Below are 13725 nucleotides of genomic sequence, written 5' to 3'. Positions count from 1 at the left end.
GCCGGTTTGGTGCAACGCAACTATAAGCGCTCACATCTGAGCGCGCCCATCGTCTAGCGGTCAGGACACCGCCCTTTCACGGCGGTAACAGGGGTTCGATTCCCCTTGGGCGTACCAGTAAAATCAAACACTTAGCTGAAAATCCCACCTTACTGTCCAATATCTGGCCAATTTCCTTCTGGCCTTTGTCGAGTCCAGCGATTCCTGTCACACTCCTCTCGTCACCACCGGAGGGGAAAATGATCGATTGGGACGAGATCCGAAAATATCGATATACGAAGGGTGCCCCACCGCCAGAATGGCCTGAGGGCGTCAGGGCCATAAGCCTGGAAGGTGTTACGCTCTTAGGCGTCAACCCAAAAACCAACAAACTCTATTGGGACGGCCAAGAGCTTGCGACGGAGAAGCGACTCGCCAATTTTGAGCGACGCATGGCGCTGGCAGTCACCATTGCTACAGTCGTCATGGCCGGAATCGAGATCGGGCGCGCCGCCGGCTTGATTACGCACTAAAAAGCCCGCCACCGTGAGGCACAGTGCGCGGGCCGGACAAGAGCGCTATCCCATTCTGCGTGCTTGTAGGAATTCTCCGCTGTTTGCTAGTGTCGATGCGGGTAAGGAGGCTACTATGAAGACAATTAAGCACATTCGCACTGCTAGCATTTCGATTGCTGCGTTGGCCCTTGCCGTCACCTCGCTCGGATCAATCAATGCCCAAGCCGGATCGGAGGCCTTCGACACCGGGTACCAAATGGCAGCTTTTCTGCTGTGTCCTTCCGTGTATAAGTATTCTGATATGAAGAACTTCAACAAGTACGATAAGACCAGCGAGTACAAACGAGGTTTTGCTGCTTTAAGAGCCGCACTAAAGGGTCCCCACCCCAGCAAAGTTTGCTTCGATGCCGCCCGTGCAAGCGGTTGGTTTAACGCACGCTGAATAGTGATTGCTCCGACAGAAAAACCCGCCACCGTGAGGCCGCTGAGCAGAAGCAGAATTCTTAAATTCTTAAGCGGTTTCCCACCATTTTCCGATCCGAAAGGGTTCTTTTGGTGTGGCGCCATCTGCTTCGGTCTCGTGGCCGGCAGTCTTTTCTGGGTTGGTTCGCCGTTGTCACTCACGTTTGGGGCGATCGCCGTGGCGAGCATAGCACTGGCCATCCTGTTCAGCGTCACGGGCAGGACATAAAAAGAACCCGCCACCGTGAGGCAGCGGGCTAAACGGGTTGGAAGTCGTCAGTGGCGCTCTGCCGGTGCGTCGAGAAATTCGAGGAATATGCGCTCGCCGTTTCGCTCGGCCTTTCCTGGAAGGGTGTAGCAGCCTCGCACGATGGCGGCGGCGATCTCCAGCATGTCCGATCGGCTTCCGACAAGCTTGGTCACCACGGAGTTTTCAGGGCTGCCGTCATAGGATCGCTGCGAGACGAACAAAGTCAGCCTGAGATTGTCGCCCATGAACGTGAGCGGCGCGGCCCCAGTGACGAAGACATCAGAGCAGACACATGGTTCGACGATCGGTGCGGTGCTCATATTCCCCGTGCCCTCTCCATCTCATTTTGCTGCAACCGCGTTCTGACAAAATCCCTGGTCGATTGGCGATCTTCGCCTCGGGCGCACATCTCTTTGACAGCGGAAATGATCGCTATGAATTCTATCCTCAGTTGGTTCGCCTCTTCCGGCGGCAGCAACAGCAGCTTTGCATCGAGACTGGCTCTGCCCGTAGATGGGATCGCGCCAGCGACAGACGGCGCTGCGGTCGCGTCGATGAGCGTTGAAGCGGCAGCCAAGGCCGCCGCAGCGGCAGCGGCGGTTGAGGTAACCACGAGGCCAAGCAGAAGGCGGCGGCGGTTGATTGCGGGCATGTCTTCGGCGGCTGCCCGAACATGGGTGTTCGGCATCGGATCTTCTCCAATTCGGTTTCATGTGAGGTTCTAGCGGCTTCCGCCAGAACGGGAATTCTGATATCAGAGTTTTATGGCAAAACAAGAAACCGTGGCATCAAGGAAACGGCGGGGACCAGCCCCAACGGGAAAAGGCGTGCCGATCATGGTCCGCCTTCAACCGGACATGCTCGCGGGCGTCGATCAATTTGTTGCCGAGCATGATGTTTCGCGACCTGAAGCCGTCCGATTGATCATTCGTGATTGGTTGATCAGACACCAGGTACTGAAGGCTGAGTGAAAACCCGGGCGACTTTCCGTGCTGCCCTCGAATCCGCCGGCGTCGAGTTCATTCCCGAAAATGGTGGCGAAGCTGGAGTGAGGCTACCGAAATGAAGATGGTCTCATCGCGTCCGCGCTCGGAGTTGCGCCCTTCCTTTATGGCGGACGCTATCAGACGGTAGCCGTCGGAGAGAGCGCCTACGTCGTCGACCGCTTCACAGGCTCCGTGAAGTCTTGTTCTGTTATCGGCTGCACCGTGCTTAAAAACTATGGGTGAATGCGAACCACGCCCTTGCGGGGGCGAAGCATTGCGCAAGGAATACTAGCATTATGTTTCTACAAACGTATGTTATGCCCGTTGCTATATGGGAAGTCCGTGGCCCTGACAGTGTGAACGTCATTGGAACCGTGGGCACCGCTTTTCTGATTAACGACCAAGGCTGGATTTTGACCGCTCGGCACGTGGCCGATCAAGCGCTCCAACGCGTCAACAGTATAAAAGGAATGCATGCTGGAGTTGTTGGAAAAGCTGACAACGGCACGGCAGCCACAAGCGTACTTGCGGAATTTCTTCAAATCGAAAACGCCCCGCCTCCGTTCGATGTTGCCATCGCCAGGACGGCTTATTTCGCTCCAACCAAGATACGGTTGCAAAGCTTTGATATTGAGGTCTGGCAGGACGTTGCATCTATTGGCTATCCCATTTCAGCACACGGCGGCACGCCTAGCGGATTTCGGCTCAACTTGAGAGCTCTAAGAGGTTATGTACAGCGCAAAACGTTGCCTCAAGACATGCGCATCGGGAGCCATCCAAATGGCTACGAATTGAGTTTCAACATAAGCCCGGGGATGAGTGGGGCGCCTGTGTTCCAACATCAAGGCGAAACGGATTTGCTGCTTGGAGTTGCGGTAAGTTCATTCCGAGGTGAAACTACCGAGTCAGAGATTTCAGAAGTCGCTGAAAACGGTCAAAAGTACACGGAGCGGCGATTAAGGATAGAGGAGTTTGGTTTTGCACACGACATCCGAGGATTGCTCGACTGGAAGCCGGGCATCGCCGGAGGTGCGACCAGCCTCCTCGATTTAAGCCGAGCCCCCATCACGGCCGAGCGGATCTAGACCAGGCAGACCGCCAACGATTTCATAGCCTCGCCAAAGGCGTCTGCCTGCTCGAAATCCCGGCGTGCCTCACGCTGGCGGACTTCCCGCTATTTCCATTCAAACCTGTCGGTCGGCTCAAGGCTGGATTGAAACGTTTGGCGAAGAGCCGCCAGAGCCGCCGTTTTCCCATTCAGGTAGGCATCGAAGAACGACACTGCTGCGTCTTGTACAATCCGCGTGTAGCGGGTCTCTTCCTCGGGGCCGTGGGCGTGTGGTCCGTGCTTCAGGCCGGAAAACGCATTGTGGCCAGCACCGTCGAGAACCAGCAGATATTGATGAGGGATGGTCAGCGCTGCGTAAGGAAGGGTCCGCTGTATCGGATCGAATTCCTTGTTGCCGGGCACCGCATTGCCATCTTTCGTGCCCGTGATGTGAAACAGCGGGATACTGATATCGCGGTAAAGGGCGGCCAAGTCGCCGCCCTGGATGGGTATGTTCGGGCTCATGACCAAGCCAGCGCGAATTCCTGGCTCCTTGAACGACCACTGCCCGCCCGGACCCATTCTCTGCCCTGCTGCAACCATCGTCGAGACGCCTCCATAAGAGTGTCCGGCCATGCCGATGCGTGTCAAATCCAGGCGGCCGGCGAGCCGCCCCTCGCCGTTCATGCGCGCAAGCACGCGCAGGGCAAAGGGCACGTCCTGAAATCGCGCGCGCGCCGCATTGGCGTCCCACATGGCTTCACGAAGAATGCGGTAGACTTCCGCAAGAGAGTTTGCCTGTTGCCAGATCGAACTGTCCGTCCCGGTATGCTGCAGGTGCACCGCCACGTAACCGCTTTCCGCCAGGCGCCGCCCGAGGTAAGGCATCGCCTCGCGCGATCCGCCAATGCCATGCGACACAAGGATCACCGGGCAAGCGCCAGAGAGGGGAGCGGGGGCATAAAGCCGGTACGGCACGGAACGGCTGCGCGATTCATCGCGAAAGGCGCCATCAATGACAGTATATCCCGAAGGTGTATCATCCACGGTTTCGTTCATCCGCCAGTCTCTCAGGAATGTATGTTCGAAAACCTCTATTGTTCGCCCGGTTCCTTGACCTGCTGGACCGAAAGCATTAAGGCAATTACAGGTGGAATCCACATCCAAGACATCTATTGCCCGCTAGGTTCATGCTATGGTGGTGTTTGAAACAAGCGCTCACTATTACCGCTTCTTTGCCAACGAGTCTCGTCGTGGCGGCTCTCCCCTCTATGAAAAGCTGTCGCTCGGGATTGCGGACAACGTCGCGCTCCAGCGCCTGGCGGCAGGGCGCAGGAAGGGTCAGCCGGCGGCGAACCTGGTCTTCGGCGCGGTACAGTATCTCCTGCTTGGCGGCGTCGATCATCCTCTCAAGGATTATTATCCGAGTCTGGGCGGAACGCGGCCGGCCGACGATCGCGCATTCGAACTTTTCGCGGCTTTTTGCGGTGCCCACGAAGCCGAACTCGTCGACATCATCGCGAAGCGCGCCACCAACACCAACGAGGCTGGCCGCAGCGCGCTGCTGCTGCCCGCATTCGATCTGGTTGCGCGCGAAGCCGCCGCTCCGCTTGGCCTCATAGAGATCGGATCCAGCGCCGGCCTCAACCTGAACTTCGACAGCTATGGATATCGGTATACGGACGGGAAAGGCGCTCCGAAGCTGGAGCGGTGGACCGATGCGGATTTTGTCCTTTCCTGCATCCTTGAAGGGCCTGGGGTGCCTGTATTGGGGATGTTCCCGCCCCCCGTTTCAACGAGGATCGGCCTCGAACTTTATCCGACCGATGTTCGGGATGAAAATGAACGCCGGTGGCTCAAGGCGCTTGTCTGGCCCGAGCGCATTGACCGGCTTACAAAACTGGATGGCGCCTTGAAGGTCGCCGCCGCGCATCCGCCCCGGATCAAAGGCGGCGACGCCGTGTTGAACCTGAGCTCTGCGCTGGCGGAGATTCCGCCTTATCAAGCCCGGTGCGTGTATCACACGATAATGGGCTATCAGCTTTCCGGCGATCAACACCGACGCATAAACGATATCCTGTTGGAGGCGAGCAAGACGGCGCCGGTCTGGCGCGTCACCGTGGAAGGCGAGGTCGCACACCCCAACCCCACTGAGACGTTCAATCCTCTCAAGGTCAGCAGATACTTCAATGGCGAGCGCAGGGTCAAAACGCTCGCGATCTGCGATCCGCATGGACTATCGATGGAGTGGAAAGGTTAGCAGGTCGACGGGTTTACCCAGCCATTCCTGTCCTTGACCAGATGCAAAACGCGATGCGCTTTACTCTAAGGTGTCCACATCATCGGCGATGGACAAACGGTCGCGCGGCAGAGGCATCTCGCAACTGGTTGAGGTTGGACAAGGCCTTGGCAAAGTCCGGTTTGAGCGTCAGCGCCTCGTCGAAGCTGGCGAGTGCCTCATCAACGCGCCCCAACGCCCGCAGCGTCACCCCCCGATTGTTCATTGCCTGCACGAAATCGGGTTTCACCCCGATGGCTTTCTCGTAGCACGCGAGAGCCTCGTCATACCGTTTCAGGCCGCGCAAGGCATGCCCCCTGTTGTTGTACGCAGTTGCGGCTTTCGGATTGATCTCAGTGGCGCGAGCCAGGTAAGTGTCCGCTGCCTGATACCGACCGGCCTGAAGACATAGAACGCCCAACAGATAATTAGCGTCGTAATGCCGGGGATTTGCTGCCAGTACCTGCAGATAAATCCTCTGGGCATCCAAAAATTGCTTGCTCCGATGGCATTGCAACGCACGCGCAAATTGCTCCTCAATAGGCCTAGCCGCCACAAGCTCGTCCAGAAGCCGGCGCGCCTCCAGATTGCTCGGCTCAGTTTCGAGCACCTGCCTGCAACCGCGCTCAGCCAGTTGGAACTTCCCCTCCTGACGCAGCTTTCGCACCGACGAAATCACCGAGGGAAGGCTTCTTCGATCCAGCCTGTTTCCGCGGCTGTTGGTGGAGTCGATCCGGACACCCTCTACAAGCCGCTCCTTCGATCCGAAACTGTACTTGTACGAAAAATCTCCAGTGCCAAGGTCGTAAGTCCTGAGGCCATTTTGAATTGCCCAACGGATGCTGTAGGCGTGAAGCACCAAGCCGGGTGGAGGCTTCCGAATTGCGAGATTGCGGCTGACGAGGAAACAGACGAGTGAACCCTTTGACCTGTCGATAAACGCAATGTGTACTCCTAATGGAGTATCGCCTTTCCACAATACGGGCGCGAACAGCACACCCGCCTTGTGGCATTCAAGTAACATATGGCGGCAGTTGGTAATAACACCCTGAGCATAGACGCGGCTTTTGGCCTCCCACTGCGCAAGCCAAAGTTGATAGAAAACCTCCAGGTCGCTTTGGATTGTCTCGAAGTCTGCCAAACTTATCCGGTATTCTCCGCTATTTTCGACCTGACGAAGAAAATGGCGGACATCACGACGGGTTTTCGAGCCAAGGTTGCCATCCAGGAATTCGTCCCAATCGGCTGGCAAATCGACATACATATAGATGTCATGGTTTATATTTTCGCCTGTTCGGGTTGTATGGCGACGTCGTTCAATCTTTTCTTTCACAAAATCGTTGTCAGAAAAGCTTCCAAGCAGCATTTGACGGCGCCTGGCCGATATCGAAATGTCGTCGCAGTGTAACGTTGTCCAATTCAGCGCCTGCAGGCGATCGGCGAACAACGAAACGACTTGCTCTTCGAATTCGGGAACGCAGATGAAGCCCGTATAGGTGGCGAAATACGAGCCGGCCATCCTTATGCTGCTATAAAACCCCGTCTGCTCATCAAGCCCGGTGACGAGTTGCAAAGGGAAGAAGGCGACATACTCGTTCGACCCGGGAGACCGCGCGGCCAAAATCACCCAACCTGGGCGTCGCAGCCAATTCGACATCCATGGCCACGACAGGAAGAAGTTCGCCTCCGGATCGGAGTCATATATCCGGTCCCAATTCTCTCTCAGCGGCTCCAACGCTTCGAATTTGTCGACCATATCGATTTGCATGCGCTGACCATCACTGAAGTGCCTTATCGAGCGTTGCGGTTATCTTTGCCGCCTTCTCTGACGCCTGAGACTGTGCGTCAAAACATGTCCCACCAGTTCTTCATACTTGATCCCATGCAGGGCGGCCGAACGATAGACCGCCGAGGCCGGCGCCATATTGCAGGCGATGTTCACTTCGATGAAAACGGTCCGCCGCGTGTCGGGATCATAACGGAAGTCGAAGCGGGCATAGTCGAATGGCGACATCTCGGCCACCATTCGTGCGGCTGCCTCCGAAACCTCTTCGGCTCCCGGTCCGTCGTAAGGAGCGGACTTGTAGGAACTGTTGAGCCCTCGCTTTGCTTCATTGGTCAGAACATTGTCGCCAGGGCGGCCGCTCTCCTCGAAGACCGCCAATGAACCCGGGGGGAAGCCCTCGACAATTGGAACCGTCAGATTGAGGCCCGGCACAAACTCTTCTGCAATGAATTCACGGCCGCCGTGACGCGGATCCGAGATGGTTGTCAGCGCATCCCGCCAATCCGCTTCATTCTCGACCTTTACAATTGCGTCGGAAGCGATACCCCCTCGCGGCTTGACAATCCACGAACCGGGCAGGCTGAACTTGTCATTGCTGACCTCACCGGGCTGCATGATCCTGTGCTTGGCGACATCGAGCCCCAGCGAAGCAGCCAGTTGCTTGGCCAATACCTTGTCTTCCGAGACCGCCCGGCTTGACGCCGATGCGCCGAGACACGGGACGCCACGATAGGCCGCGATTGCCGGCGCCAGGAGCTCGTGACCATCGAATATCGCATGCGAGTGAATGGCATAGAGGAAATCGAAGTCGAGAGGCCCGAACAGCACCTCGTGCTCGCTCGCCGGCGTGACCCTGAAACCCAGCCCGCGCAGCGTTTCGAGCATGATGGCATGGTAGACGACGTGGTAGCCGTACTTGGCCCTGCGCTCCGGGCTGGAGTCGAGGGCATGACGCGCCAAAAACAGCACATGGGTTTGCGCCAGCTCTTCCGGCGATGGGGTCAACAGGTATTCCAACGTCGGCATTTATGAGCCTGATGTGTTCAAAACGCTTTCCATGCTTGCATCATGGCTTGAGCCGGTCAAGCAGAACACGGGCAATATTTTGGGTGGCGTTGAAGGTCGAAATGGTACAGATCCAGACTGGGATGCTGGCCGCACTGCCCGGTGAAGAAACGCAGGAGCAGTTCGGGGCTCCCGGCTGTCCTTTGACGGGAGTCAAAGCCCCAGCTCGAATGTAGAAGCCTGCTTGCTTCCGAGAAAATTCCCCAAGGCCTGGATAGCGTCTATCGTATGCTGGGCATTGTCTATGCGAGCCCACCTATTTTTCTCTGCATTGGTCCTGATGGCTCCTCTGTACGCATAAAAAGGAAGAGAAGATTCATCCAGTTTTTCTCTATACTGCAAGGATGCGATGTTTTTCAACGAGAGCATAATAGCGTCAAGGTATCGCCCTGCCCTCACCTCATCCCCTGTCCGCTGCGCCATCTCGAATGCATAAACCAGCCCCTCGGTATAAACTCCGTCCGAGGACGCGTGCGGAAGGCCGTACTGAGGGGTTGCTGGATTGAAGAATCGTCCAATCCTGTACGACCGGTCCTGAAGTTCAAGCAATTTGTCGTTCAGAGTAAACACCGCCTCGGCGAATTTATCGGCTTTCGTCAACTCATATAGATGCCGATAAGCGATGGTGTGCCAAGGCACGTATGCCGGGTAATAATTATCTGCGATATTGCGGACATATTCCTCTAAATAGAATTCTGCACTGCGCGCCGCTTCCTCGAAATAACGGGTCAATCCAGTCCGGATATAATATTCGAGCAAAGCAACCAGTGCTTCCCCTGAGTAAAATGTTAAGAGGTATTTTGCGTCGAAGGAATAATTCGGCTCCTTTAGCCAAGGGCGAAAGGACCCGTCTGCATTCTGGAGCGCAAGGATGCCCTCCGCGGCCGCACTGGCCTTTGACTGGAACTGTTCAAAATGAGGGCTTGCCGCGAATGTGCGAAGCAGCATCGCATTTGCCCCGAGCTTTGACTTGCCATCATATTCAATATAACCAATACCACCCTCCTCCCGATACCATGTATTCATGATGAATGACAAATTCCGGCGATGAACAGGGCGAAGCGAGAGATTTCCTACGCTCATTTCCGCCAACGTGCGCGATGACATAAGCTGTCTTAGTTCATTGTTTTTTTCAGATTTCTCGCCCGTATACGGATTGATACTGTAGGTAAACAGGCCATTTTTTCCAATATTGCGGATTATCCAGACTTCCGCCAAGTCTCGGATCCTTGCCATCTCCTCCGGCAGCGACACGTCCGTCCGTCGTTCGGGAGACCGCTCGGCGCGATGAAAGTTCGTCTTTGGCATGAGGCGTTTGGAGGTTTGAATCCGTTGGGCGGACATGGTTTCGCTGAGATTGATCGAGTTTTGGGCTGCTCTTCAACCGTCGACTGTAATGGCAGGGTCTATGCGGTGGCAACGGCCTCGGCTGTAGGGCCGGGCTCCAAATGAGCGTAGAGAGCCGTGAAGATCCTGGTTTGTCGCTGCAATTGAAGGGCCGGTCTGCGACGAAGCCCGGCGCGGAGGAGTGAAGATAGCTTCGCGGCCGATAGTCAGCCTCGCGCCGGCCCTCCAGTTCAGTATCCCAAACGGAAGGTGAGCGCCTTTAGACGCTCACCTTCGCGATTATCGAGCGAATATCTGGTGGGGTCGTTAGCCGCCGCTGCCGCCGCCACCGCCGCTGCCGCCGCTGCCGCCACTGCCGCCGCTACCACCGCTGCCGCCGCTACCACCGCTGCCACCGTCGCCGCCGCTGCCGCCGTCGCCGCCGCTGCCGCCGTCGCCGCCGCTGCCACCGTCGCCGCCGCTGCCGCCGCTGCCGCCACTGCCGCCGCTGCCGCCACTGCCGCCACTGCCGCCGCCATCGCCGTCACCATCGCCGTCACCATCGCCGTCGCCATCGCCGTCGCCATCGCCGTCGCCATCGCCATCACCGTCGCCGTCGCCATCACCGTCGCCGTCGCCATCACCATCGCCATCGCCGTCACCGCCATCGTTCAAGGCGGCGGCGACAAGGGCCGTGGTAATCGGCGGGCACATGTCGATCTGTTCGGCGGAAAGAATGCTGGTGCGGTTGGCTGCAATACAGCAAAGCGCGAAATTGGCTTCAGTGAGAGGTTGGCACTGTGCAGCCGCAAGCCGCGGACGTGGACTCTGCTGCGCGGTTGCCGGTGTGATCGTTGCCACCGTGAAGGCGGCGGATGAAAGGAGCAGTATTCTTAGAATCGTGCTCGATACCTCAGGGTACAGGTGCATTTCTTCCTCCTTTTGAGGGAAAAAGGCGCTCCCGTCCCCTTTGGTTGCGCGAAGGGTCAATGTTGCCGACCATCGGTAACACTTTGTTAAGTATGGCAAACAATTTGTTCCTGCGCAATTGCGATTCTCAGGGTTGATTTACCAACCCCCTTCAACATTATGATGACCTACTAAAGGGGACACTAAGTGAATCGTTCAGCGGCGCTTCTCGCGGCGGCCATTTTGCTGGCCGGCTGCAGCAATCAAACCACTGGAACAGCAACGAAGATGGCCACGCAGGGCTACGCCTTTGCACCGGCCGCCTTCTACAAATTCTGCGCCAGCGATCCGGCGCTCTGCAGCACCCGCGGCAAGGTCAAAGCGGTCGAACTCACGCCGAGGCTGGAAGCGGAACTTGCGAGCGTGAATAGTTCGGTCAATCGCCGCATCAAGGAGAGAGGCGACAGAGACTCCGCAGGCCGAGCCGACGTTTGGGGCTTGCCGACCGGCGAAGGCGATTGCGAGGATTTCGCCATCCTCAAGAAAGCCGAGTTGTTGAAACGCGGCTGGCCCGCATCCGCCCTGTTGCTGACCGTTGCGACGCTTGGCGGCGCAGGTCATACGGTCCTGACGGTGCGGACCAGCAAGGGCGACCTGGTGCTGGACAACAGGACGGGCGCGATCAGGAATTGGTCACGGACGTCGTACCGTTATTTTGCTCGGCAGTCCCAGTCCGAAAACGGCAAGTGGACGCGGATAAGAACCTGACACCCGTGCCTTGATCGCCCCGCGTCGATTTCGCCCCGCCGATTTCCTGGGGGCGCAAACCGGATCTATCTTCGATCTGGCGTCCTCAGCCCGACGGTTGGCCGCGACCGTCACCGGCTCTGCGCGATAATGCGTTCAGGCAGAGGTCACGGCGGCCCGGACCCGATCGCTGCCTATGTCAACCTCGATGCGCGGCGTCACAGGACAAGCAATTCAATGCGGAAAGGAATGGCTTTCGACGACCCGCCAAATATCCTTGTTGATTGCGCTGATCGCCTGGATGGAGGCGCTGATCCGCTTCATCTCGGAATCGTCGAGCTCCTCGATCTTCCCATATTTGATTGCATCCTTGCTGTCGAAGATGCGCATGAGTTGCGTGCTCGCGTGCGTTCCCGTTTCGTCGAACGAATAGATGCAGTGGCTGTACTTGTTGCGCAGCTTTCCCTGCCGGGTAAGCTGACTGGCAATCTCCAGGACCTGGCGTCGGCATTCGACCGGTGTTCCCGCCATCTTCGCCAACCGCTCGACCAACTCGATCCGTGCACGCGTGGTGTTCAGCGTCAGGAAAATGACGATCGCAGTCTCCTTGTCTACTTTCGCCAGACCGGCAATCAGGTAGATCAGCAAGCTTTCTGTGTTGGTCCATGTGTAGTTCAATTGACCAACAAGCAGTAAAATCTCCTGGAAGCGTGGCATCGACCTGCTCACGTGAGAGTTGAGATCACCGGGCGATCCGCACTGGGAACCATTCCAGCGGCCGCAACCCGTCGGGCATGAAAAAGGGCTGCGGCTTCAGTCCTGTTGTGGGCGCCCAGCTTGTTGATGACGTTGTGCATGTGAATTTTGACGGTGTGTTCGGAAAGGCGAAGTGCGGCGGCTATGGTTTTGTTCTGAAGTCCCTGCGACGCCATCTCCAGGATCTGAATCTCTCGACATGTCAGTTGGCCAGACTCCTCGAGTGCGGCTTGCCGTTTGATGGCGGGCTTCGACTCCTTCGCCTCGCTATGGGGCATGCCGTTGTTCAGGTACGGCTGAAACATGGCCAAGGGGAAATATTCGCCTCCGCGCAGCATGAGCCTGATCACGGAAAGCCACACATCCAGCTTCAGGTTCATGGGAAGCACGCCGCGCACCACTCGCGACGCAAAGACCTCATCGGGGATAAGCGGCCTCCTGCCGTCGTCCTGCATCACAGCGGTCATGGCTGCCGGGTGGAAGCGGGCCAGCTGGGCGGAACAGGAATCGATCTCGCTCAGAAACACCGCATCGATCAGAATAAGGGAAACCGAAGGTTCGAACGCCGTCCAGGTGGCGGACAGGTCGCGAACGCGCTCAACCCCGATCCACGGGAATTCCCTTTCGACGGCATGCACCAGGCTCTCGGAGATCGTGTCGTCAGGGGCGATGAACAGCAAGGTTCGTCGGGCCCAGGATTCTCTATCGGCGGAATCAGCTCGACCTCGTCCGCTCGCCTCCACCCCATCCACCCCATTCATGGCCCACCTGTCTACTAACCTCACTAAAGGCCGGGAACCCCTAACCCGGACGACACACGTTAACTACTTCCTAACTCAAAACTAGGCGAAAAAATATAGTCCTGACGAGCTAGGCAATTGCTAGGCAACCCTATGCTGGCAGCGGCGCGGCGCGCAACTGTCCGCCAATCACCATTGCTACCGACCCGGTTTTCCGCCCAGGATTTAACCCTTCATGGCGAGCAGATCGTCCCAAACGGGCTAGCTCCAACTATCAGCTTTCAATTTACGGCTGACGGTCACAGACTTCCAATGTTCCGTATTGGGAGTTTGGGGAACATCCAGAGATCACGAGAGCAGCGAGCGACCGCACCGTTGGGCGGCGCAGGCGGTAACTCGTGCGCAATCTGGCTGCCTCGCTCCCCCGTCAAAGGGAGGTGACGCCATAAAAACAGACGATGACCGGATCTCCGGCCTTAGTCCCCTAGGCGCAGGCGATCCAAAACCAACCACATGAAAACTTAATGGCCGCGAGCAGCCCAAGACCACGTCAGATTGAATGTGGTTCGGTTGTCGCGGCCTCTTACCGAGAAAACTTAACGGCCGCGAGCAGCCCAAGACCACGTCAGATTGAATGTGGTTCGGTTGTCGTGGCCTCTAACCGAGGGAACGACAATGACTACTCGCAACAGCAATAACTCCAACACCGGTTGGCAGTTCATCGGCGATGTCTCCGATGACGACACCGTAATCGATATCGGAGATGGCGATGCCAAGAGCGACGCCAGCGCCGACGCCAAGAGCGACGCCAGCGCCGACGCCAAAGCCGATGCCAAATCCGACGCTGACGCCAAGAGCGACGCTGACGCCACCGGTGT

16 protein-coding genes and 1 tRNA gene are annotated in these 13725 nt (G+C 57.3%); 8 read left to right on the top strand and 9 right to left on the bottom strand.

The window, feature by feature from the left end; all coding sequences use genetic code 11:
• The first annotated feature begins 42 nt into the window (after window positions 1–42).
• The 3 genes from AC0L2Z_RS27915 (at window position 43) to AC0L2Z_RS27905 (ending at window position 936) form a co-directional block, all read left to right on the top strand.
• Window positions 43–117, top strand: a tRNA-Glu gene (locus tag AC0L2Z_RS27915).
• 122 nt (window positions 118–239) lie between these two features.
• Complete coding sequence (locus AC0L2Z_RS27910) at window positions 240–512, top strand: hypothetical protein (RefSeq protein ID WP_473629859.1); 273 nt, start codon at window positions 240–242, stop codon at window positions 510–512.
• Window positions 513–627: 115 nt separating this feature from the next.
• Entirely contained in the window at window positions 628–936 is a 309-nt protein-coding gene (locus AC0L2Z_RS27905; protein ID WP_473629858.1) for a hypothetical protein, read from the top strand.
• 296 nt (window positions 937–1232) lie between these two features.
• Here the strand turns inward: AC0L2Z_RS27905 and AC0L2Z_RS27900 are convergent, their stop codons facing one another.
• Together AC0L2Z_RS27900 and AC0L2Z_RS27895 are read right to left on the bottom strand one after the other, a co-directional pair.
• A complete protein-coding gene (locus AC0L2Z_RS27900) occupies window positions 1233–1526 on the bottom strand; it encodes a hypothetical protein (RefSeq protein ID WP_473629857.1) in 294 nt (97 codons plus the stop codon).
• On the bottom strand, window positions 1523–1858 hold the full coding sequence (locus tag AC0L2Z_RS27895) for a hypothetical protein (protein WP_473629856.1): 336 nt from the start codon (window positions 1856–1858) through the stop codon (window positions 1523–1525). The genes AC0L2Z_RS27900 and AC0L2Z_RS27895 overlap by 4 nt, the downstream gene beginning before the upstream one ends.
• Window positions 1859–1970: 112 nt before the next feature.
• Here AC0L2Z_RS27895 and AC0L2Z_RS27890 point away from each other — a divergent pair, with 112 nt between their 5' ends.
• Together AC0L2Z_RS27890 and AC0L2Z_RS27885 are read left to right on the top strand one after the other, a co-directional pair.
• Window positions 1971–2177 (top strand): ribbon-helix-helix domain-containing protein, encoded by a 207-nt coding sequence (locus AC0L2Z_RS27890; RefSeq protein ID WP_473629855.1) that lies wholly within the window; start codon window positions 1971–1973, stop codon window positions 2175–2177.
• Window positions 2178–2548: 371 nt separating this feature from the next.
• Entirely contained in the window at window positions 2549–3277 is a 729-nt protein-coding gene (locus tag AC0L2Z_RS27885; RefSeq protein ID WP_473629854.1) for a S1 family peptidase, read from the top strand.
• Between the two features lie 89 nt (window positions 3278–3366).
• Here the strand turns inward: AC0L2Z_RS27885 and AC0L2Z_RS27880 are convergent, their stop codons facing one another.
• A complete protein-coding gene (locus AC0L2Z_RS27880) occupies window positions 3367–4299 on the bottom strand; it encodes an alpha/beta hydrolase family protein (RefSeq protein ID WP_473629853.1) in 933 nt (310 codons plus the stop codon).
• A gap of 136 nt (window positions 4300–4435) precedes the next feature.
• Between AC0L2Z_RS27880 and AC0L2Z_RS27875 the strand changes: the two genes are divergently transcribed.
• Window positions 4436–5500 (top strand): DUF2332 domain-containing protein, encoded by a 1065-nt coding sequence (locus tag AC0L2Z_RS27875; RefSeq protein WP_473629852.1) that lies wholly within the window; start codon window positions 4436–4438, stop codon window positions 5498–5500.
• Window positions 5501–5579: 79 nt separating this feature from the next.
• Here AC0L2Z_RS27875 and AC0L2Z_RS27870 read toward each other — a convergent pair whose 3' ends face one another.
• From AC0L2Z_RS27870 to AC0L2Z_RS27855, 4 genes are all read right to left on the bottom strand, one after another.
• On the bottom strand, window positions 5580–7274 hold the full coding sequence (locus tag AC0L2Z_RS27870) for a GNAT family N-acetyltransferase (protein ID WP_473629851.1): 1695 nt from the start codon (window positions 7272–7274) through the stop codon (window positions 5580–5582).
• Between the two features lie 51 nt (window positions 7275–7325).
• On the bottom strand, window positions 7326–8309 hold the full coding sequence (locus tag AC0L2Z_RS27865; RefSeq protein ID WP_473629850.1) for a D-alanine--D-alanine ligase family protein: 984 nt from the start codon (window positions 8307–8309) through the stop codon (window positions 7326–7328).
• A gap of 213 nt (window positions 8310–8522) precedes the next feature.
• Complete coding sequence (locus tag AC0L2Z_RS27860; protein ID WP_473629849.1) at window positions 8523–9587, bottom strand: glycoside hydrolase family 88 protein; 1065 nt, start codon at window positions 9585–9587, stop codon at window positions 8523–8525.
• A gap of 359 nt (window positions 9588–9946) precedes the next feature.
• Complete coding sequence (locus AC0L2Z_RS27855) at window positions 9947–10363, bottom strand: hypothetical protein (protein ID WP_473629848.1); 417 nt, start codon at window positions 10361–10363, stop codon at window positions 9947–9949.
• 529 nt (window positions 10364–10892) lie between these two features.
• Between AC0L2Z_RS27855 and AC0L2Z_RS27850 the strand changes: the two genes are divergently transcribed.
• On the top strand, window positions 10893–11372 hold the full coding sequence (locus tag AC0L2Z_RS27850; RefSeq protein ID WP_287068792.1) for a transglutaminase-like cysteine peptidase: 480 nt from the start codon (window positions 10893–10895) through the stop codon (window positions 11370–11372).
• Between the two features lie 213 nt (window positions 11373–11585).
• Here AC0L2Z_RS27850 and AC0L2Z_RS27845 read toward each other — a convergent pair whose 3' ends face one another.
• Together AC0L2Z_RS27845 and AC0L2Z_RS27840 are read right to left on the bottom strand one after the other, a co-directional pair.
• Complete coding sequence (locus tag AC0L2Z_RS27845) at window positions 11586–12068, bottom strand: hypothetical protein (protein WP_287068788.1); 483 nt, start codon at window positions 12066–12068, stop codon at window positions 11586–11588.
• 8 nt (window positions 12069–12076) lie between these two features.
• Window positions 12077–12787 (bottom strand): response regulator transcription factor, encoded by a 711-nt coding sequence (locus AC0L2Z_RS27840; RefSeq protein WP_287250799.1) that lies wholly within the window; start codon window positions 12785–12787, stop codon window positions 12077–12079.
• A 735-nt stretch (window positions 12788–13522) separates the two neighbouring features.
• On the opposite strand from AC0L2Z_RS27840, the gene AC0L2Z_RS27835 reads away from it, so the two are divergent.
• Window positions 13523–13725: hypothetical protein (locus tag AC0L2Z_RS27835; RefSeq protein WP_473629847.1), on the top strand; the 203-nt coding region annotated here is incomplete at its 3' end.

Source organism: Mesorhizobium sp. WSM4850 (assembly GCF_055811735.1).
This window is presented reverse-complemented; position numbering and strand designations above follow the sequence as displayed.